A 21,477-nucleotide genomic window follows, 5' to 3' on the forward strand; every position below is an offset into this window, starting at 1 on the left:
ATTAAAGTTACTTGCTTCTTTAAATAAAGGAAAAGAATAATTTTATAGAAAAGTTGGAAAGCACAAATGAATCAGACAGCAAATAGCAAGAAAAAACGCTATATTACAGGTTTTGATGGCATTCGGACGATCGCTGTAATTGGCGTGATTTTGTATCACCTTTTTCCCCAAGTCATGCGAGGTGGCTACTTAGGTGTTCCGATTTTCTTTGTTGTTTCAGGTTATCTTATTAACGACTTGTTGCGGCAAGAATGGGCAGAAAATCAGACCATTGATTTAAAAGGATTTTATGTGCGAAGGATGAAACGGCTGTATCCAGCATTAATTGTGATGCTTTTAAGTGCAGTTAGTTATATTACACTCTTTCAGCAGGATTTATTAAACAATATTCGCAGCGTTGTCGCTAGTAGTGTTTTTTATTACAACAACTGGTGGCAAATTTTTAAAGGGTTTTCTTATTTTGATGGATTTGCGACACAATCGCCATTTGTACATATTTGGTCATTGGCAGTTGAAGCGCAAAATTATTTAATTTGGCCACTACTTTTTATTCTACTGGAACGATTCGTTCGTAAGCGCGGTCGAATTTTCAGTTTAGTTTTAATCGGCGCCTTAATTTCGGTGACGCTGATGGCCGTTTTATATGTTCCTGGCGCAGATCCTACACGTGTCTATTATGGAACAGACACACGTGTTTTTTCTATTTTACTAGGTAGTGCATTGGCGTATGTTTGGCCAAGCACACGTTTGAAAGAAGAAATTCCAGAAGCCTCTAAAAAAATCTTAAATGGCGCTGGGTTAAGTGCCTTAGTTCTTTTAGTGTTAGCCTTTTTAACATTATCAGATCATACAAATTTTGTTTATTATGGCGGCATGTTTTTAATTAGTTTAGCAGCCACTGTCTTAGTGGCCGTCACTGCACATCCAGGGGCAGATATGAATCGTTGGTTAACGAATCCAGTCTTTACGTGGATAGGTAAACGGAGTTATGGCATTTACTTGTATCAATTCCCCATCATGATTTTTTATGAGGCCAAAATTAAGACCTTATCGGACCATGTTTTTCTACATTCATTGGTTGAAATAGCATTAATTTTAGTAGTGAGCGAATTGTCATATCGTTTTATCGAACATCCACTGACACGATTGTCTTATAAGGATGTCTGGACTCAATTCACTGAGTTCTTACGGAAACCGTGGGACCTTCGTGAAAAAGGGACAATGGCCTTTATGACAGTGATTAGCGTGATTGCAGTATTCGGTTTAATTGTGGCCCCAGCAAACGCTAAAAGTGCGCAACAAGAGCAACTAGAAAAAAATATTGCGAAAAATCAGCAAAAAATTGAAGAACGTAAAAAAGAGGTCCAAGAAAGTGGCACGAAAAATAGTAGCACGTCCACAGAAAGTAGTTCAAAACCGAGTGAAAGCCAAGACGTTCTACCCACACAACTCACACCAGAGCAAGTAAAAAAAGCGCAGAATTTAGAAATCACAACTATTGGTGATTCTGTTATTCTAGATGGTGCTAGCGGGTTACAAGATATTTTCCCTAAAATGATTATCGATGGGGAAGTGGGCCGTCAATTGTATAGTAGCATTTCACTAATTGGTGAACTAGACAAAAAGAAAATGCTCAAAGATACTGTTTTAGTGAGTTTAGGTACGAATGGTCCTTTTACAGAGGCGCAATTTGATGAATTTATGAAAGCGTTAGGTAATCGAAAAGTTTATTGGATTAATGTTCGCGTTCCGACTAGAAGATGGCAAAATCAAGTGAATAGTTTACTTAGTCAAATGGACAAAAAATACGATAACTTAACGGTCATTGACTGGTTTAATTATAGTAACGCCCATGATGATTGGTTTTATGATGACCGAGTTCATCCAAATGTGGCAGGTGGCGAGCAATATACACACTTTATCGCGGAGAAAATTTTACAATAGCAAGGAACTTCCAGCTCAGATGAAAGGGGCTGGGAGTTTTTTGTTATAGATAAAGAAATCGTTTACAAAATATAGTGTTTACGTTACGATAAATAAATAATCATCGTTTTTATAGGAGGTAGGTAATGAGAGAAATTCGGAGTGAGAACAGTGGAATTTATGCTGAAGATATTAGTTTTTTCTACAAAAAAAATTATTTTGTTTTGGAAGATATTAATTGGAAAATCGAAAACGGACAATGTTGGGGGATTCTTGGTCACAACGGTGCGGGAAAAACGACACTAAGTTATTTAGTTTTAGGTTTGCTGAAGCCGAGCAAAGGGGTAGTACATAATTATATAAAAAAAGTAGAATATCTTCCGGAAATGGGTGGTTTCTATGAACGACTGACAGTCAGAGAAAATATACTTTTTAAATTGGAGCTGTCGGGAGAAAAACAAAAGTCAAAAAAATTGAAACAAGTGTTAAAAGAATTTGGATTAATAGACTATCAGTTTAAACGTGTAGATAAATTGTCACAGGGATTAAAAAAAAGAGTTGCTTTAGCAATGCTTTTTTAAGAGAGAGTGAAGCTTATTATTTTGACGAACCTACGAATGCTTTAGATCCAGAAATGAAAAAGAAGTTACGACAATTAATTATTCATTTAAAAGAAGCAGGAAAAATCATTTTAATTAATAGTCATGATTTAGCTTTCGTTGAAGAAATATGTACTAATTTTTTAATATTAAATAATGGAAAAGTCTGCTTCAATGAGCCAAATATAGGAGTCAATTTAGAAGAAATCTATTTGGAAAAAGTAGGTGGACACCATGAATAAAGAATTTTTTTATGAAATCCAAGTAGTGATTAAACGTGAGTTTCTGGAATTAAAAAGTCATCTTTGGAAATATTTCGGTTTAATGCTTTATTTGATTTTTTTTACAGTTTTCATTAGTAAAAGCGGCGGTTCAGAAGGAATTGTTTTGCCAAATGAAGCTAACTTATTTTCCAGCTTTACTTTGGCCGGTAGTTTTGCTGCTATGTTTATCATGAGTACAATGCTTCAAGAAAAAAAGCAAATGACCTTACCTCTATTACTTCTGTCTTCTGTCAGTATAACTAGGGTAGTTGTTGGGAAAATAGTGGTTGCTGTAATGATTAGTGTACCTTTTCAAGTGTTTCAACTACTTATTAGTCTTGTTATTTTAAATAACCAAAAGAGTCCATATCTTTATCTATTGGCACCACAGAACGTAGTTACTTTACCTTTTATTACTTACCTGTTAGGAAGTTTAGTTCTATTGCTTTCGGTAATTATCAAAGATAAAAAGGTGGCAGAGTATCTTTCTGTTTTTTGTTCGCTGACTTTAGGTGGCATTCTCGCAAGTGCCTATATTTTATTCAATGTACAGTTTTCATTAGTAAAGATTTTACTTTATTTTCTTTTTTTAATAAGTTGTAGTATTTTGCTAACTATGGCAACAAGTAAGATAGTTAAAAATTCGCTATTCTTTATTGAATAGTGTGATAGAAATTTATAATAGGTTAATGATTTTCTTGAAAAACTAAGCTTTTTTTATAGATATCTGGTATACTGTTTTTGTTACAAGTTCCCGAAAGGATTTAGCAAGTAATTGTCGTTACTTACTAAAGATGCCTTGTAACCGAAACTATTTAGGGGGAATAACATTATGACAGAAAGACATTTATTTACATCAGAATCCGTTTCAGAAGGACATCCAGATAAGGTAGCTGACCAAGTCAGTGATGCAATTTTAGATGCGATTTTGGAGAAAGATCCGATGGCCCGCGTGGCATGTGAAACATCCGTAACAACTGGTTTAGTCCTAGTATTTGGAGAAATTTCTACAACAGCTTATGTAGATATCCAAAAAATTGTTCGTCAAACTGTGAAAGATATTGGTTATACACGAGCAAAATATGGATTTGATGGAGAGACTGTCGCAGTTCTTGTAGCAATCGATGAGCAATCACCTGATATCGCTCAAGGGGTTGACGCAGCCTTAGAAGTGCGTGATCAAGATGAAAAAGACGATATTGGCGCTGGTGACCAAGGCTTAATGTTTGGTTTTGCCGTTGACGAAACACCAGAATTAATGCCCTTACCGATCGCATTAAGTCATCGTTTGGTTCGCCGTTTAGCAGAATTGCGGAAGGAAAAAGTCTTACCTTATTTACGTCCTGATGCAAAATCTCAAGTAACAGTGGAATATGATGATCAAGGTCAACCACAACGTGTGGATACGATTGTCATCAGTACACAACATGATGATGAAACAACCTTAGAACAAATCGAAAAAGACATTAAAGAACAAGTAATCAATGAGGTGATTCCTCATGAACTTTTAGATGATGAAACAAAATACTTTATCAACCCAACTGGTCGCTTTGTAATCGGTGGCCCTCAAGGAGATGCCGGCTTAACTGGTCGTAAAATTATCGTTGATACTTATGGCGGTTATGCTCGTCATGGCGGCGGTGCTTTTTCTGGAAAAGATGCAACCAAAGTTGACCGCTCTGCTAGTTATGCTGCGCGTTATATCGCGAAAAACATTGTTGCTGCTGGTTTGGCGAAAAAAGTAGAAGTCCAATTAGCTTATGCAATTGGTGTGGCGCAACCAGTGTCTATTTCTATTAATACGTTTGGTACGAGTGATCTTCCAGAAAGTAAATTAATCGAAGCAGTTCGTAAAAACTTTGATTTACGTCCAGCAGGTATTATTGAAATGCTAGATTTACGTCGCCCAATTTATAAACAAACTGCGGCTTATGGTCATTTTGGTCGAACAGATATTGATTTACCTTGGGAACAAACAGATAAAGTTGAAGCGTTAAAAGCTAGTTTAGCTGAATAATTAAATAAAAAACAAGAAGTCAGCCAATACTTGGCTGACTTCTTGTTTTTTATTTTGCAATTATTTTTTTACGAAAAAGCATTTTTTTAAGACATTTTGTTCTTTTTTGTATAGAATAGCTATGGAGCGATTTAGAAAATTGACAATTGAATAGAAAAGGATGTGAACAAATGGCAAAAGAAACAAATGTTAAGTTAGTCACGGTGAGTGTTTTTGTGGCAACATTTATGACAGCTATTGAAGGGACCATTGTGTCCACTGCGATGCCAACGATTGTCGGCTCGTTACATGGCATGGAAATTATGAACTGGGTATTTTCAATTTATTTATTAACGAATGCGATGTTAACACCGATTTATGGGAAACTGGCAGATAAAATTGGTCGTAAACCTGTCTTCATGATTGGAATTATCATTTTTATTTTGGGCTCCTCGTTGTGTGGCTTTGCCCAAGATATGCTGACATTAATTATTGCCCGCGCAATTCAAGGTGTGGGTGCAGGTGCAATTTTACCAGTTGCATTAACGATTATTGCCGATATGTATTCATTGGACAAGCGAGCGAAAATTTTAGGCTTAAACAGCGCCGCCTGGGGAATTGCCAGTATTTTTGGTCCGTTAGCAGGTGGTTTTATTGTAGATACAGTCGGTTGGCATTGGATTTTCTTCATTAATGTTCCTATTGGACTTGTTTTATTGGGCTTGATTAGTATTTTCTTAGTTGAACCAAAGCGGGAACGGACCAAGATGCCAATGGATATTTTGGGCAGCGTTACTTTGATGGCAGTGTTGCTAACGTTATTGCTAGGTTTTCAAATGATTAGCGATAATGGTTTTACATTAGTAACATTTGGTTGTTTGAGTTTGAGTGTGCTCTTTTTTGTAGCGTTTGTGATGATAGAAAAACGCGCGCAAGACCCAGTGATTGATTTGCATTTATTTAATCAACCAACGTTTGTTTTAGTAAATCTTATTGCGGCGCTTATTAGCGGTTTCTTAATGGGGATTGATGTCTACATTCCGATGTGGATGCAAGGTGTCTTAGGAAAAAGTGCAGGAATTGGTGGCTTAGTTTTAGCGCCTATGTCGTTACTTTGGATGGCTGGATCATTTATAGCAAGTAGCTTTATGGAAAAATATGCTATGAAAAAAGTTTTAACGATTGGGTTATCGATTCTATTAGTCGGGGCCATCTTTTTAGTGGTAATGCCAATGGCCGTTCCGTTTTGGCTTTTCTTTGTAGTGTCTTCTGTCTTAGGAGTTGGTTTTGGGATTACTATCACAACGACTACGGTGACCGCACAAAGTACAGTGGAGCCTGAAAAAATGGGGGTTGCAACATCGTTTAATACGTTGGTGCGTACAATTGGGCAGACTGTGATGGTGTCAATTTTTGGTGTGATTTTAAATGCAGGAATGTTTGCGAAATTGGAAGCGAGCCCGTTAAACGTCGATGCAGATGTCATGAATCAATTAGTGAATCCACATACTGCGAATTTAATTCCAGCTGCATTGTTAAAACCATTACGCGGTATCCTCTATGCAGGTCTGCATAATGTTTACTTAGTCGGTGCGGGCTTAGTTGTTGTCGCTCTTTTGTTAAATATTTTCGCAAAAGCGCAACGAGCGAAGGTTTAGTGGTACACTAATAGAAAGAGTATTGGAGGGAAAAGTAGATGGCCTTTTTACAAGCAAATATTTATTCAAATGTATTGGAAATGGAAGTGAATGTGAACGTCATTTTACCACAAGAAACGGTAAAAAAAGTGGGCACAAGTACCCAAGCAGCATTAACAGATATTCCTGTGTTGTATTTATTACATGGGATGGGAGGGAATCACAGCGTCTGGGCTCGCAGAACCTCTATTGAGCGGTATGTCGCTGATTTGGGGCTTGCTGTCATTATGCCGTCCACGGATTTAGCTTGGTATACGGATACGCAATACGATATGAACTATTGGACGTTTATTTCAGAAGAATTACCGAAAATTTGTCATCAACTCTTTCCACAGTTAAGTACAAAACGAGAAAAAACATTTGCCGCTGGTTTGTCAATGGGTGGTTATGGCGCTTTGAAATTAGGCTTAGCGAAACCAGAATCTTTTGCAGCCATTGCTTCTTTGTCTGGAGCAGTCAGTTTATCATCCACTAGTTTTGGGGAATTATTAAAAGTCCGTAAGCGAAGCTATTGGGAAGGTATTTTTGGCCCGTTAGATCAAATTGAAGGTTCCATTCACGATCCGCTGTATTTATTACAACAATTAGTAGAAAGTCAAACAGAAATGCCCCAATTTTACCTTTGTTGTGGGGAACAAGATATGTTACTTTCTGCTAATCAACAGATGGCTCAAGCGTTGGAACAGGCACAGGCAAGCTATACATTTGAAACGGGACCAGGAGAACATGACTGGGTGTTCTGGGATGAATGGATTCAAAAAGCCTTGGCTTGGCTACCGATACCCAAATAGAGAAAGTAGTTCTCGCTATTTATTTTAAAAGTTAGCCCTTGATCCGTCAGTCATTTCGACTGACGGACCAAGGGCTTTTTACTATTTAGATGAAGAGGTGTTATCTGCTTGTAACCCATCTAAGTAGGTTTTAACGGCTTGAATAAAGGCGGATTTTTGGTGGATGGAGCGCCGAAATTGGATGCTTTCTTCCATGTACGTTAGCTCATTGTCGGAGACATATTGTTTCATTTGTTGCACTTGTTCTTTTAAATAGTCATCTCCGTGCAATACTTGCGAAACGAGCTGTTTTTCCTCCGTTGCGTCCATAATCATTCCAAACAAAAGATGTTGTAAAGACGTTACTGCTAAATGAGTCATTTCTGGTGAAAAACCTGCTTCTCTTAAAATGCCCATCATTTGATTCAAATGGCGTAATCGTTGGGGATAGGCAGGGACAGTTTGGATTTCGATGGCTACAGCACAGGGAAATTGTTGATAGAGATCATAATAGTTTTCCATGAAGGCCAGTAAATCAGGGTACCATTCACCACGTAAAGTTGGTTCTTGAAATTGCTCTTCAATCGCTTCAGCCATACTTTGAAGTAAGGCTTGCTTATTTTTAAAATACCAATAAATTGCGGGCGCCTGTACACCAAGCTGTTTGGCGACTTTACGCATAGAAAGTTGCTCTAAAGTAGGACTTTCTTCTAATAAAGTAAATGCAGCTGCAATAATCGTGTCTTTTGATAATTTTGCTTCCATGATTTTAGCTCCTATTAAACGTTATCTTCGTAAGTTTATCAAAAAGAAGGTACACTTTATGACAGGAAAAACTTGTGAAAAATTAACTTGTTCGCTTGTATTTTACCACTAAAAATGGTAAATTATGAATCGGCCTTATTTTACAGTGTTAAATTGGTGAAGTCAATGAGCAAATTGATTTTTTTGTAATGGGGAAGAATTCGCAGACCAACACTGAAGAAGCAGGGAACTATTTTAAGAAAGTAGGGATAAGATGGACCTTATTATTCAACACGCCAAAAAATACAAAGGCTCGGTAGTTATTGCCTTGTTGGCGGTGATCGTAATGGTTGTCTCAGCACTTTGGCAACCAAAATTGTTACAACAAGTGTTGGAAGCGATTATGAATGACGATAGCGACAAAATGAAAAACTTAGGGATTCAATTAATTGCCATTGCAGGATTAGGACTTGTTGCAGGGGTTATTAATACAATTTTTTCTGCCAAAGTTGCCCAAGGTGTCAGTGCTGACATTCGTGAAGCAACTTTCCGCAAAATCCAAACCTTTTCATTTGGCAATATCGAAAAATTTTCAGCAGGTAACTTAGTTGTTCGTTTAACAAATGACGTTACTCAAATTCAAAATGTCATTATGATTGCGTTGCAGACACTTTTTAGAATTCCTTTTTTATTTATCGGGAGTTTTATTTTAGCGATGCTAACCTTGCCACAACTATGGTGGGTGATTGTTGCACTTGTCATCGCAGTTATTTTGATTTCTATGCTGTCCTTTTCGCAAATGGGCAAACATTTTATGATTATTCAAAACTTGATTGATAAGATTAATGGTATCGCAAAAGAAAATTTGTTAGGCATTCGTGTCGTCAAATCATTTGTTCAAGAAAAAAATCAATTGTCACGTTTTACAAAAGTGAGTGAAGAATTAACCACCCATAACTTGATCGTAGGTAGCTTATTTGCTGTGATGATTCCAGCGTTTATGTTGGTGGCGAACTTAGCCGTTGTGGGCTCGATTTTCTTTGTGAGTAACTTAGTCAAAGACGATCCAACTTTAATCGGTGGTGTCGCTTCCTTTATGAACTATTTAATGCAAATCATGATGGCGATTATTATCGGCGGAATGATGATGATGATGACTTCTCGTGCCGCTGTTTCCATTAAGCGGATTAAAGAAGTGATGGAAACAGAACCAGATGTTACCTACAAAAAAGTCCCAGAACAAGAGTTAATTGGTAGTGTTGAGTTTGATCACGTATCTTTCCGTTATCCTGGGGATGAAGAAGATACCTTGAAAGACATCTCTTTCTCTATTCAGCCAGGTGAAATGATTGGGATTGTGGGCGCAACTGGCGCTGGTAAATCTACATTGGCACAATTAATTCCACGTTTGTTTGATCCGACAGAAGGAAAGATTGAAGTTGGTGGTGTCGATTTACGAGAAGTGAACGAACACAGTTTACGAAAAACAGTTTCCTTTGTATTGCAAAAAGCAATCCTGTTCTCTGGCACGATTGCGCAAAATCTACGCCATGGTAAACGTGACGCTTCTGAAGCGGACATGGAACGGGCTTCAGGCATCGCCCAAGCCAAGGAATTTATTGAAAAATTAGCAGAAGGTTATGATGCGCCCGTCGAAGAACGAAGTAATAACTTTTCTGGTGGACAAAAACAACGGTTATCAATTACAAGAGGTGTGATTGGTGAGCCTAAAATTTTGATTTTAGATGATAGCACCAGCGCGTTGGATGCTCGTTCGGAGCGGTTAGTCCGAGAAGCGTTGGATAAAGAGTTAAAAGAGACTACCACGATCGTTATTGCCCAAAAAATTTCTTCTGTTGTCCATGCAGATCGTATTTTAGTGTTGGATAATGGACGTTTAGTCGGGGAAGGCACGCATGAAGAATTAGCAGCTACGAACCCAGTGTATCAAGAAATTTACGAAACTCAAAAAGGAAAGGAGGAAGCTTAATGACTGATTTAATGAAAGCTAGTAAATTTTTCTATCATTATTTAAAACGTTACAAAGTTTCTTTCCTCTTTATTTTCTTAGCAATTTTCGCAGCTACTTATTTACAAGTCAAAGCGCCGCAATTTGTTGGGGAAGCTATTCAGGAATTAGCGAAATATGCGGTTAATGTGATGCAAGGAAAAGACGATAAAAGCGCCTTTGTTTCCGTGATTTGGAAACTACTCATTTTTTATGTCTTAACTAGTGCCGCTAGTTTCATTTACAGTATTCTCTTTACACAAGTCGTGGGGAAATCGACGAACCGCATGCGGATTGGTTTGTTTAACAAATTAGAAAAATTGACGATTCGTTTCTTTGATTCTCATCAAGATGGTGAAATTTTAAGTCGTTTTACCAGTGACTTAGACAACATCCAAAACAGTTTAAACCAAGCGTTGCTACAAGTATTAACCAATATTGCCTTATTGGTTGGGGTCTTAATCATGATGTTCCGGCAAAATGTGGAACTGGCATGGGCTACAATTGCTTCTACGCCGATTGCAATTTTAATTGCGGTCTTTGTGATTAGCAAGGCACGCAAATATGTCGATTTGCAGCAAGATGAAGTGGGTAAATTAAATGGCTATATGGATGAAAAAATTAGTGGGCAACGTGTGATTATTACCAATGGCTTACAAGAAGAAACCATTGACGGCTTTTTAGAGCAAAATGAAAAAGTTCGTGCAGCTACGTATAAAGGTCAAGTGTATTCAGGATTACTTTTCCCAATGATGCAAGGAATGTCATTAGTCAATACGGCGATTGTTATTTTCTTTGGTGGTTGGTTAGCAATCAATGGCTCTGTTGATCGTGCCGCTGCGTTAGGTTTAGTCGTTATGTTTGTTCAATATTCACAACAATATTATCAACCATTGATGCAAATTTCTTCAGGTTATAGCATGATTCAATTAGCTGTTACAGGCGCTCGTCGTTTAAATGAGATGTTTGATGAACCAGATGAAATTCGTCCCGAAAATGGCGAAAAATTAGAAGAGATTAACAAAGCTGTGGCTTTAAATCATGTTGTTTTTGGCTATAATCCCGAAACGCCTGTGTTAAAAGATGTTTCTATTCATGTGGATAAAGGTGAAATGGTCGCTTTAGTCGGACCGACAGGCTCAGGAAAAACAACGATTATGAATTTAATGAATCGCTTTTATGATGTGAATGAAGGCGCCGTGACGTTTGATGGTGTGGACATTCGTGAAATGGATTTAGATAGCTTGCGTTCACATGTAGGCATTGTTTTGCAAGAGTCCGTTCTATTTTCAGGAACAATTCGTGAGAATATTGCGTTTGGTAAGCCAGAGGCCACGGATGAAGAAATTGTTCAAGCAGCGAAACAAGCGAATATCCATGAATTTATTGTAAATCTTGAGCAAGGCTACGATACTGAGATTACGGAAGAGAATAACCTTTTCAGTACGGGGCAAAAGCAATTAGTAAGTATTGCACGAACGATTATTACCAATCCAGAATTATTAATTTTGGATGAAGCGACAAGTAATGTTGATACAGTAACAGAAGCCAAAATCCAAAAAGCGATGGATGAAGCAATTAAAGGGCGCACCAGTTTTGTGATTGCCCATCGTTTGAAAACGATTCTAAATGCGGATCGGATTATTGTTTTACGAGACGGTGAAGTCATTGAAGAAGGCAACCACCATGAACTAGTTGAACAAGATGGATTTTATGCGGAACTTTATAAAAATCAATTTGTTTTTGAGTAAGTTGAAAAAGAAGCAAAATGAGTCATTATCATTTGCTTCTTTTTTTGCTATGCTAAATAGAAAAAGGAGAAATATCAATGGAAAAAATCAGGAATGTACGGCAATTACGGCGCACGTTTTTGGTGCTAAATACTTTGTTTGTATTGAGTGTATTCAGAGAGAATCGATGGACAAAATCGGCGCTGCTTTTTTGGTGGTTGGCTAATAGTTTTTTATATGGACTGCAGTGGTTGATTTATTTTGGGGGCGAAAAAGGCTGGCTGACACATCTGCAGCGGTGGTATTATTGCGCGATTCTTCTCCAAATAGCAGGCACATTGATTGTATATTTTTCGTTTTTTGTATAAAGGTCTCTCGTTTCTTGTCGGAGAATATGCTAAAATAAAAAGCAGCAGGGGGCGAGAAAACCATGGAAAAGCCAAATAAACGCAAAGCTGATTTAGAACGTACACGGCAAATTATTTTGTCTGTCGCTTCTGAATTATTCATGACAAAGGGGTTCAAAAATACCTCCACTCGTGAAATTGCTTTAAAAGCGAACATTACCCAACCGAATCTCTATCACCATTTTAAAAATAAAAAAGAACTGTATTTAGCTGTGATTGAAGAATTAACGTCCCGTGTTCAGGAAGAATTAGTCCCAATTGTTTCTGGAAATGCATCAGTAGAAGAAAAACTTTATCAATTAATCAAAGTTTTGTTAGATGAACATCCGACCAATCTTTTCTTAATGTTGAACGACATGTTTCAAGAAATGGGCCCTGATTACAATCGTACGCTGTATCAAATTTTCAAAAAAACCTATATCAATAATATTGCGGCTATTTTTGAAAGTGAACCTGAAACCAATTGCTTACAAGAGGGCATCAGTGTAGATGATGCAACTCGGTTTATTTTATATAACGTTAGTGCATTATTAAGTATTGAAAAAACGTACCAGCGAAAAACAGTGGATGACGATGTCAAAAAATTTATTCAATTTATGCTACATGGCGTTTTGAAAAGTCACAAATAAAAAATAGAGAAGCCCTGTTGAAAAACAGACTTCTCTATTTTTTTGTAAAATTCACTTATCAATCGATAAATAATTATTGATTTATCGATTGATAAGTGATATAGTTTATTTCGAAAAGAAGAAAGAGGTGAACCATTCATGTTTTTAGGATTTAATGAAATGAAGTATTCAAAAGGACGGTACGTCCTTGTAGTCTTAGTAATGGTCTTGATTGCTTGGTTAATTTTTATTTTGTCAGGTTTAGCGAACGGTTTAGCTCAAGGAAATCGTTTAGCCGTAGATCAATGGCAAGCGAATCAAGTGGTTTTATCAAAAGAGGCCAATAGTAATTTAAATGTATCAGTGTTAGATGAAAACGTGAAAGAGACGATTTCAGGAGGCAAAATTGCACCGATTGGTCAGCAGTCTCTAGCCATCCGCCCAGCAGATGATAAAAAGGCTGAATTAACGAATGTTAGCTTATTTGGGATTGAAAAAGACAGTTTTTTAATGCCAAAAGTGATTGAAGGAAACGCATTTACTGATAAAAATCAAGTGATTGCTTCAGAAACATTGAAAAATCAAGGATTTAAAATTGGCGACAAATTAACGGCTGGGAAATATGATGAGCAATTAGAAATTGTCGGCTTTATTTCTAAAAGTAGCTATAACATTGTGCCAGTTATTTACACTTCTCTGGATACTTGGCGGTCAATTAAATATGGTGACAATCCAGCAATGGCCAAAATGGTTAATGGTTTTATTGTTCGCAGCAAGGACAATGCGAAAGTTAAAACGACTAATAAGGATAGCCAAGTTCTTTCAATTTCAGATTTTATTGAAAAACTGCCAGGATACAGCGCTCAAAACTTAACCTTGGATGGCATGATTTATTTCTTGATTGTGATTGCAGCGTTCATTATCGGTATTTTTATCTTTGTGATGACTTTACAGAAAACAGCAATGTTCGGTGTCTTAAAAGTTCAAGGGGTACCGACAAGTTTCTTAGCAAAGGCAGTTATGCTACAAACCGCTTTATTGGCTGTTTTAGGAGTGGCAATTGGTCTTGCTTTAACGGGAATTACCGTGCTCTTTTTACCAGAAGCAATGCCTTATGCAACTAATGGACCACGCATGATTTTGTTTAGTGTACTATTGATTTTATCTGCATTAATTGGCGGAGCATTTTCAATTCGAACGATTGCTAAAATTGATCCGTTAATCGCGATTGGAGGTTAGAGACATGGCAAATGTTTTAGAAATGAAAAATATTTATAAAAAATATGGTGAAAAACATACAGAAGTGATTGCATTAAAAGAATTATCTTTTGCGGTTCAACCAGGTGAATTTGTCGCAGTAATTGGTCCTTCTGGTTCTGGTAAAAGTACCTTTTTAACGATTGCAGCTGGTTTACAGGCACCGACAAGTGGCGAAGTCATTGTTGGCGGACAATCACTAAATAAGCTAACGAAAAAGCAACGTTTGGCGCAACGCTTTCAAAAAATCGGCTTTATTTTACAAAGCTCTAATTTGGTTCCATTTTTAACAGTGGAAGATCAATTTCACTTAATTGAAAAAGTTGATAAGTCACGTAAAAATAGTGAATTAAAAGAGCAATTGTTAGAGACTTTGGGTTTAAAAGAATTACGAAATAGTTATCCTCGTGATCTCTCTGGCGGGGAAAGGCAACGGGTAGCCATTGCGTGTGCATTGTATCATGAACCAGACGTAATTTTGGCAGATGAACCAACGGCTAGTTTAGATACAGAAAAGGCATTTGATGTTGTCCAATTGCTAGCGAAAGAGGCCAAAGAGAAAGATAAAGGGATTATCATGGTGACACATGATGAGCGCTTGTTAAAATACTGTGATCGAGTGGTTCGTATTCGTGATGGTGAATTGACAGAGTAACAAAACAAAAAAAAGAGAACATGGTCGGATTGCTAGAGACAATCCGATCATGTTCTCTTATTTCTTTTCAATACAGAAAAGAACAGGTGGCTGATTTTTTTGATTGATAAACTCATAACGTAAGACACTGTAAACATCTTGTGGTAAGGCTTGCGTGTAATTAGTGACCAAATCAAGTTCCTCTGAACCACCTTCGTGGCCATAATAAACGACTAAAATAATGCGGCTTCCTTTTACCAAATGAGGCAGTAACCCATCTAACGCCTGTTTAGTCGTAGTGGGTTTTGTAATAATTTCCTTATTACTTTTAGGTAAATAGCCTAAGTTAAAAATAGCGGCAGTGATTTCTGTTTCTTCATCTAGGACAGCATGAAGATGTTCATGTCCTAATGGAAATAACGTAGTTTGTGGAAGTAAATGAAGTTCTGTTAACTTTTGTTCTGTATTGATCAACGCTTCTTTTTGAATATCAAAGGCGAAAACTTCCCCAGAAGGGCCAACCAGCTCTGCTAAGAATGCTGTATCATGACCATTTCCCATTGTTGCATCAATGACGAAGTCGCCAGGTTCCACCACTTCTTTTAAAAGTTGGTGACTAAAATGTAGGGCTGTTTGTAGCATTAATTGAAAACTTCCTTTCTTGAAATGACAGTATATTTTCCTTGATAACTGTTGCGGCGTTTCATTTCCGCATCAATCGCATTGAGGACTTCCCATTTTTTCAAGCTCCACATCGGTCCGATAATTGTTTCAAAGGGGGCGTCGCCTGTCAAGCGATGAATAACAATTTCGGGTGGAATCATTTCTAACTGATCACAAATCACCGAAACATAGGCTTCTTTGCTCATCAATTGTAAGCGTCCTTCATTATAATCCCGCATCATTTTGGTATTTGTCATTAAATGAAGTAAGTGCAGTTTAATCCCTTGAATATCTGAATCTTGAATAGTTCGGCGCACATTTTCGCGCATCATGGCAGGTGTTTCACCAGGTAACCCGTTAATTAAATGTGTGCAAACCCGAATCCCGTGTTTCCGTAATTTAGCCACACCATCTAGGTATGTTTGATAATCATGAGCGCGATTAATGGCAGCGCTAGTTTCCTCAAACGTGGTTTGCAAGCCCAACTCCACCCATAAATAAAAGCGTTCGTTTAATTCGGCTAAATAGTTCACCACCTCATCAGGCAAACAATCAGGACGGGTACCAATGGACAAACCAACGACGCCTTTTTCATTGACTACTTGTTCAAACCGATGACGAATAACGTCAACTGGCGCATGTGTATTGGTGAAATTTTGGAAGTAAACAATGTATTGATCGACAGTTGGCCATTTTTGATGCATCAATTGGATTTCTTTTTGAAATTGAAGCGGTAGCGGATCGCTAGGTGCAACAATCATGTCACCTGATCCAGAAACACTACAGAAAGTACAACCGCCTTTGGCAACCGTCCCATCACGATTGGGGCAATCAAAGCCACCATCAATTGGCACTTTAAAAATCTTTTCACCAAATTGTTGACGAAGTGCATAGTTCCAAGTGTGGTAGCGTTTATTTGGATCATCTGAATAAGGAAAAATTTGCATAATCAAGACTTCTTTCTAGCGTTGTTTGCTTTGAAATCGCCAAACAAAGCGTTTTTCTAAATAAATAGGGTAACTTAATAGCAACCAAGCTAAACCGAGACAAAAACCACCTAAGATATCGCTAGGGAAATGGACACCTAAATAGATTCGACTAACCCCAATCATGAAAATCCCAATACCTAGTAAAATTTGCACACAAAGGCGGACCGTTCTATTTTTAATGAAAATTGGCAGAATCAATAAAATTGTGCCGTAGAACAAGGTACTTCCTACAGCATGTCCGCTAGGAAAACTATACGTATGTTCAGTTACTAAATGCTCCAAAGTAGGACGTTGGCGCATAAAGAATAATTTTAATAAAGAATTACCTACGCCAGCAATTAAGGCAGTATTAATAAAGAGCCATAATGCTTCAGCATAATATTTCCAAACAATAAACAGAGCAATGACAACGATTGCTAAGATGATAATCGTCAATGAATTGGCAAACTTGGTGTACCAAATAAAAAAGTTATTTAACTGTGGAAAAGGACGACGAACAAAAGAAGTAATCGTTTGATCAAAGCCTTTGAGCCAAGTTGGATAAAAACGAACAACATAGCCTAAAAACATAAATACTAAAAGAAAACAACTACCTGCAAATTGATAATAAAGTTTGTTTTTCATAAAAAATCCTTTCAAAATTTAATCGCAACAATCCGTATTATACCATCAAAAGGGTAAAAAATTAAAAGATAATTTTATTGCCTGATTGGAGGGAATACAGATATTAAAAAGTTCTGGTAGCACAATCTCTCATTGTGCTGCCAGAACAGATGTTTTAGATGGCGCATGTTTATTGATTATCGTCGTCAGGAGTATCAACGGTAATATCGCCAAACTCGCTAGAAAGGTTAAATTCTGTATCCGAACGACCATTTTTATAAGATGTTCGCTCTTTGTTTAAAAGTTGAACATCGCCTAATTTTGATTCACCTTTGATTGAAATGTTACGCAAAATTTCCCCAGAATTTACATAAATATCTCCATGGACAAGAGCGACAGTTAATTTTTTAGGCACAGCAGGCATTTCTAAAGAAAAATCACCATTTTCACTTGAAAAGTTAGCTTCTCCTTTGAAATTATAGACGCTGATATCGCCATCTGTCGTTGTTGCTTGAATGTTTCCGCGAGCATTTTGCACTCGAATATCACCAGAAGTAGTCGTATTTTTGATTTCATCGAAGTAGGCTGAATCCAACGTTATATCACCGCTAGTGGATTTAACGGTTGCTGTTTTAGCGGAAGTATCCGCAGAAAGGTAGATACCATCTGAGGAGTTAAGCGTCATTTTTTTGGCTTTAACGCCCGATAGATTGACATAAGAATTTGGTAGATTAGTTGTTAATTCGTCTACGTTAAAAGCATTCAATGAAACTTGTGACTGGGTTGAGCCATCAATCACTAATTTTTTCACGTTATTAGGAATCTGGACACTCACGTTCGGTGTGAAGTCACTAAAAATACCAATATTAAAAAATGACAACTCAGGTTGGTTTTGTGTACGAGTGGTATTGATGGTTGCTGTTATTTTATTTTTTTCTTCTTTGACATCTAAGGTGCCTTCAGCTTTTGAATAAAAGGCATTATTCGGTGATTGTAACGCCATTTTGTTACTATCAGTTTTATAAATGGTATAAGGACCTGTGCCTTTTAAGGATAAGTGAAGTTCTTCGCCTGCTTGTTTATTTTTTAGTGTATAACTTTCTTTTAGCGGCGTGACAGATTTTTCCGCTTGTTTGTAATAATAGACGGCGCCAGATCCACCAATTAGCATCGCTAAGACAGCAATGGATAAGAGAATACCTGTTGTTTTTTTCATTAGATATCACCTCGTAAAACAGCAATGTTCCATTGGAAATAACGCTTAAAGACATGTGCTGAAAATTTTAAAATTGGTAGAAACAGTAACCAACCAATGATTGATGCACCAAATAAAAAGAGACTCATAGATAATTGGAAAAAGGAAGCGGCATTCGCTTGGGTAATAACGCTATAAATACCAAAAATTGGTGAAAATAAAGTTATAGCTCCGGCAATGCCACAACCGATGTACATTAAGACAATCCCTAAAATAACCCAAAACATGAAGAAAAAATTTAAACAGAAAATACCAAGCACTTGGAAAAAGCGGGTTAGCGGCCGATGCTGTGGTCGTTGATAGTAAGGAGAATCATTATCGTAGTAAAATTCGGATTCTTCTTCATAGGGATGATCATAAGCAGGTGTAGCCGCTGGAATTTCTTGCCAGCCATTATTTTCAATTTTTCGTTCCGTCAATTCAATTCCTTGTTCTTTTAAAATTTCTTCTGCGATAATCCGTGGTTTCCCCAATGATTTTGCCACTTGTTCTTCTGTTTCGCCTTCCGCAACACGAGCATCAAATAACGCCTTGTATTTCGCAAGAATAATAGCTTGATCTTTTGGATTTAACGCTTTTAAATAAATTTTCAGCTCAATAATAAAATGTTCTTTATTCATTCCGCTCCCTCTTTCTACACGATTCATTTCTCATCTTAAACTATAATTTCTTTTTGAGCGAATAACAAGAGAAATTAAAAAAATCAGACTAAGGTAAAGAAGTGCCTACAACTAAAGTCGCAGTTTTTTTTCGAGTAGTAACAAGAGAGTAAATCCATGTTAAAAAACATTACTTCTTTACAATCTGGTTACAGTAATATGAAATTTTGTTGAAGTGTTTTTAATTCGCCAGAAAAAAAGGTATACTTGTTATAATAACAAAACTAAAAAATTACATTTACATATAAGTTAAAAAAGGAAAGTTGGGGACGTATCAATGAAGAAAGAATCAATGTCACGTATCGAAAGAAGGAAAGCACAACAAAGAAAGAAAACGCCAGTACAATGGAAGAAGAGTACTACTTTATTCAGCTCGGCGTTAATTGTTTCATCTGTAGGAACGCCCGTTGCGTTACTACCAGTGACTGCTGAGGCAACAGAAGAGCAGCCAAAAAATGCGGAAGTTGCCCAAGCACCTACTACGGAAACTGGCTTAGTAGAGACACCAACAACAGAAACTACGCCAGGAACTACGGAACAACCGACAACGGATTCGTCAACAACGACTGAATCGACAACTGAATCATCAAAAGAAACACCAACAACACCAAGCACCGAACAACCAACAGTTGATTCAACTACACCTGTGGAATCAGGCACGACTGACTCTTCAGTAGCAGAAATCGCGCCAGTAGCTCCTTCAACAACCGAGTCTGAAGCAGCGCCTGCGGTTACACCCGATGATGAAGTAAAAGTACCAGAAGCTAGAGTAGCTTCTGCGCAAACTTTTTCAGCGTTATCACCGACGCAAAGTCCTTCAGAATTTATTGCCGAGTTAGCTCGTTGTGCACAGCCTATTGCGCAAGCCAATGATTTATATGCATCAGTGATGATGGCTCAAGCAATCGTTGAAAGTGGTTGGGGGGCAAGTACGTTATCTAAGGCACCAAACTATAACTTATTTGGGATTAAAGGCAGCTACAATGGACAATCTGTCTATATGGATACATGGGAATATTTAAACGGCAAATGGTTAGTGAAAAAGGAACCCTTCCGTAAATATCCTTCTTATATGGAATCATTCCAAGATAATGCGCACGTGCTAAAAACAACTTCTTTCCAAGCGGGCGTTTACTATTATGCTGGGGCTTGGAAAAGTAATACAAGCTCGTACCGTGATGCAACTGCTTGGTTAACAGGTCGTTATGCGACAGATCCTAGCTACAATGCTAAATTAAATAATGTCATTACCGCATATAACTTAACTCAATATGATACACCATCTTCTGGTGGAAATACTGGGGGCGGAACAGTTAATCCAGGAACAGGCGGTTCTAACAATCAATCAGGAACGAACACGTACTATACTGTAAAATCAGGGGATACCTTGAATAAAATTGCCGCGCAATATGGTGTGAGCGTTGCTAATTTACGCTCATGGAACGGCATCTCTGGCGATTTAATTTTCGTTGGTCAAAAGCTCATCGTGAAAAAAGGTGCTTCAGGTAATACTGGTGGCTCAGGCAACGGTGGTTCTAACAATAATCAATCAGGAACGAACACGTACTATACTGTAAAATCAGGGGATACCTTGAATAAAATTGCCGCGCAATATGGTGTGAGCGTTGCTAATTTACGCTCATGGAATGGCATCTCGGGTGATTTAATTTTCGTTGGTCAAAAGCTCATCGTGAAAAAAGGTACTTCAGGTAACACTGGTGGCTCAAACAACGGTGGCTCTAACAATAATCAATCAGGAACGAATACGTACTACACAATTAAATCAGGCGATACCTTGAACAAAATTGCCGCCCAATATGGCGTGAGTGTTGCTAATTTACGCTCATGGAATGGCATTTCTGGCGACTTAATCTTCGCTGGTCAAAAAATTATTGTGAAAAAAGGTACTTCAGGTAACACCGGTGGCTCAAGCAATGGTGGTTCTAACAATAATCAATCAGGAACGAATACGTACTACACGATTAAATCAGGCGATACCTTGAACAAAATTTCTGCACAATTCGGTGTTAGTGTGGCTAACTTACAAGCCTGGAATAACATCAGCGGTAGTTTGATTTTTGCTGGTCAAAAGATTATCGTGAAAAAAGGCGCTAACTCAGGTTCAACGAATACGAACAAGCCTACGAATAATGGTGGCGGTGCGACAACATCCTACACGATTAAATCAGGCGATACGTTGAATAAAATTTCTGCACAGTTTGGCGTGAGCGTTGCTAATCTACGTTCATGGAACGGGATCAAAGGCGATTTAATTTTTGCTGGTCAAACAATTATCGTGAAAAAAGGCGCTTCTGCAGGTGGCAATGCTTCTTCAACAAATAGTGCATCAGGCAAACGCCATACAGTTAAAAGCGGTGATTCACTTTGGGGCTTATCCATGCAATACGGTATCAGCATCCAAAAAATCAAACAACTAAATGGCTTAAGCGGGGATACAATTTATATTGGTCAAACTTTAAAAGTTGGTTAATTTAAGATTGAAAAAAATAGCTATCTTTGGTAACATGAGTCTTATAATAGAAAAAAACAATGAGAAGGAATAGTAGAAAGAACCATGTAATAGAGAGCGTATGGTTGGTGGAAATACGTACAGAAGCTTTTGAACTCGCCTTTAAGTTACTTTTTTGAACAAACCAAGTAGGAAAAGTCGG

The 21,477-nt window shown here is 37.6% G+C and carries 20 protein-coding genes, 1 riboswitch and 1 other annotated feature (1 of these 22 running past the window's edge); of the genes, 14 read left to right on the top strand and 6 right to left on the bottom strand.

The window, feature by feature from the left end; all coding sequences use genetic code 11:
* The first annotated feature begins 66 nt into the window (after positions 1-66).
* From IGI87_RS02960 to IGI87_RS02990, 7 genes are all read left to right on the top strand, one after another.
* Positions 67-1,944: an acyltransferase family protein gene (locus IGI87_RS02960; protein WP_438736211.1), complete on the top strand. Its 1,878-nt coding sequence runs from the start codon at positions 67-69 to the stop codon at positions 1,942-1,944.
* A gap of 125 nt (positions 1,945-2,069) precedes the next feature.
* The gene (locus tag IGI87_RS02965; protein WP_438736213.1) at positions 2,070-2,504 is read left to right on the top strand and encodes an ATP-binding cassette domain-containing protein; all 435 of its coding nucleotides are present in this window, start codon (positions 2,070-2,072) and stop codon (positions 2,502-2,504) included.
* Between the two features lie 53 nt (positions 2,505-2,557).
* Positions 2,558-2,764, top strand: coding sequence for a hypothetical protein (locus IGI87_RS02970; RefSeq protein ID WP_016632830.1), 207 nt, complete (start codon positions 2,558-2,560; stop codon positions 2,762-2,764).
* The gene (locus IGI87_RS02975) at positions 2,757-3,449 is read left to right on the top strand and encodes a hypothetical protein (RefSeq protein WP_438736214.1); all 693 of its coding nucleotides are present in this window, start codon (positions 2,757-2,759) and stop codon (positions 3,447-3,449) included. Before IGI87_RS02970 ends, IGI87_RS02975 begins: the two co-directional genes overlap by 8 nt.
* 75 nt (positions 3,450-3,524) lie before the next feature.
* Positions 3,525-3,620: riboswitch (SMK box riboswitch) on the top strand.
* Complete coding sequence (gene metK / locus IGI87_RS02980; protein WP_002355656.1) at positions 3,618-4,802, top strand: methionine adenosyltransferase; 1,185 nt, start codon at positions 3,618-3,620, stop codon at positions 4,800-4,802. (Overlaps the previous riboswitch by 3 nt.)
* 170 nt (positions 4,803-4,972) lie before the next feature.
* The gene (locus tag IGI87_RS02985) at positions 4,973-6,439 is read left to right on the top strand and encodes an MDR family MFS transporter (protein ID WP_104855280.1); all 1,467 of its coding nucleotides are present in this window, start codon (positions 4,973-4,975) and stop codon (positions 6,437-6,439) included.
* Between the two features lie 38 nt (positions 6,440-6,477).
* The gene (locus IGI87_RS02990; RefSeq protein WP_438736215.1) at positions 6,478-7,269 is read left to right on the top strand and encodes an alpha/beta hydrolase; all 792 of its coding nucleotides are present in this window, start codon (positions 6,478-6,480) and stop codon (positions 7,267-7,269) included.
* 81 nt (positions 7,270-7,350) lie between these two features.
* Here IGI87_RS02990 and IGI87_RS02995 read toward each other — a convergent pair whose 3' ends face one another.
* Complete coding sequence (locus tag IGI87_RS02995) at positions 7,351-8,013, bottom strand: TetR/AcrR family transcriptional regulator (RefSeq protein ID WP_280211428.1); 663 nt, start codon at positions 8,011-8,013, stop codon at positions 7,351-7,353.
* A 253-nt stretch (positions 8,014-8,266) separates the two neighbouring features.
* On the opposite strand from IGI87_RS02995, the gene erfC reads away from it, so the two are divergent.
* The 6 genes from erfC (at position 8,267) to IGI87_RS03025 (ending at position 14,657) form a co-directional block, all read left to right on the top strand.
* Positions 8,267-9,982: a multidrug ABC transporter ATP-binding protein/permease ErfC gene (gene erfC / locus IGI87_RS03000; protein ID WP_002355662.1), complete on the top strand. Its 1,716-nt coding sequence runs from the start codon at positions 8,267-8,269 to the stop codon at positions 9,980-9,982.
* A complete protein-coding gene (gene erfD, locus IGI87_RS03005) occupies positions 9,982-11,751 on the top strand; it encodes a multidrug ABC transporter ATP-binding protein/permease ErfD (RefSeq protein ID WP_010712040.1) in 1,770 nt (589 codons plus the stop codon). Before erfC ends, erfD begins: the two co-directional genes overlap by 1 nt.
* Positions 11,752-11,828: 77 nt before the next feature.
* On the top strand, positions 11,829-12,098 hold the full coding sequence (locus tag IGI87_RS03010) for a hypothetical protein (protein ID WP_162782621.1): 270 nt from the start codon (positions 11,829-11,831) through the stop codon (positions 12,096-12,098).
* A 62-nt stretch (positions 12,099-12,160) separates the two neighbouring features.
* Complete coding sequence (locus IGI87_RS03015) at positions 12,161-12,766, top strand: TetR/AcrR family transcriptional regulator (protein WP_002355664.1); 606 nt, start codon at positions 12,161-12,163, stop codon at positions 12,764-12,766.
* Between the two features lie 138 nt (positions 12,767-12,904).
* A complete protein-coding gene (locus tag IGI87_RS03020) occupies positions 12,905-13,984 on the top strand; it encodes an ABC transporter permease (RefSeq protein ID WP_104855276.1) in 1,080 nt (359 codons plus the stop codon).
* 4 nt (positions 13,985-13,988) lie between these two features.
* Positions 13,989-14,657, top strand: coding sequence for an ABC transporter ATP-binding protein (locus IGI87_RS03025; RefSeq protein WP_002363221.1), 669 nt, complete (start codon positions 13,989-13,991; stop codon positions 14,655-14,657).
* 57 nt (positions 14,658-14,714) lie between these two features.
* Here the strand turns inward: IGI87_RS03025 and IGI87_RS03030 are convergent, their stop codons facing one another.
* The 5 genes from IGI87_RS03030 to IGI87_RS03050 form a co-directional block, all read right to left on the bottom strand.
* Positions 14,715-15,278: a class I SAM-dependent methyltransferase gene (locus IGI87_RS03030; RefSeq protein WP_104855275.1), complete on the bottom strand. Its 564-nt coding sequence runs from the start codon at positions 15,276-15,278 to the stop codon at positions 14,715-14,717.
* Positions 15,278-16,246, bottom strand: a complete 969-nt coding sequence (locus IGI87_RS03035; RefSeq protein ID WP_010824435.1) for a TIGR01212 family radical SAM protein — start codon at positions 16,244-16,246, stop codon at positions 15,278-15,280. Before IGI87_RS03035 ends, IGI87_RS03030 begins: the two co-directional genes overlap by 1 nt.
* A 15-nt stretch (positions 16,247-16,261) precedes the next feature.
* Entirely contained in the window at positions 16,262-16,912 is a 651-nt protein-coding gene (locus IGI87_RS03040; protein WP_104855273.1) for a phosphatase PAP2 family protein, read from the bottom strand.
* Positions 16,913-17,081: 169 nt separating this feature from the next.
* Complete coding sequence (locus IGI87_RS03045) at positions 17,082-18,107, bottom strand: DUF4097 family beta strand repeat-containing protein (RefSeq protein ID WP_280211443.1); 1,026 nt, start codon at positions 18,105-18,107, stop codon at positions 17,082-17,084.
* Complete coding sequence (locus IGI87_RS03050) at positions 18,107-18,766, bottom strand: DUF1700 domain-containing protein (RefSeq protein WP_438736217.1); 660 nt, start codon at positions 18,764-18,766, stop codon at positions 18,107-18,109. Before IGI87_RS03050 ends, IGI87_RS03045 begins: the two co-directional genes overlap by 1 nt.
* A gap of 316 nt (positions 18,767-19,082) precedes the next feature.
* Between IGI87_RS03050 and IGI87_RS03055 the strand changes: the two genes are divergently transcribed.
* Positions 19,083-21,296 carry an autolysin gene (locus IGI87_RS03055; protein ID WP_438736218.1) on the top strand — a complete coding sequence of 738 codons (2,214 nt, stop codon included), beginning with the start codon at positions 19,083-19,085 and terminating at the stop codon, positions 21,294-21,296.
* A 50-nt stretch (positions 21,297-21,346) separates the two neighbouring features.
* Positions 21,347-21,477 (top strand) — a binding site (T-box leader); it runs 102 nt beyond the window's last position.

The sequence above is a fragment of the Enterococcus sp. DIV1444a genome (assembly GCF_051712125.1).
Classification (GTDB): domain Bacteria; phylum Bacillota; class Bacilli; order Lactobacillales; family Enterococcaceae; genus Enterococcus; species Enterococcus faecalis.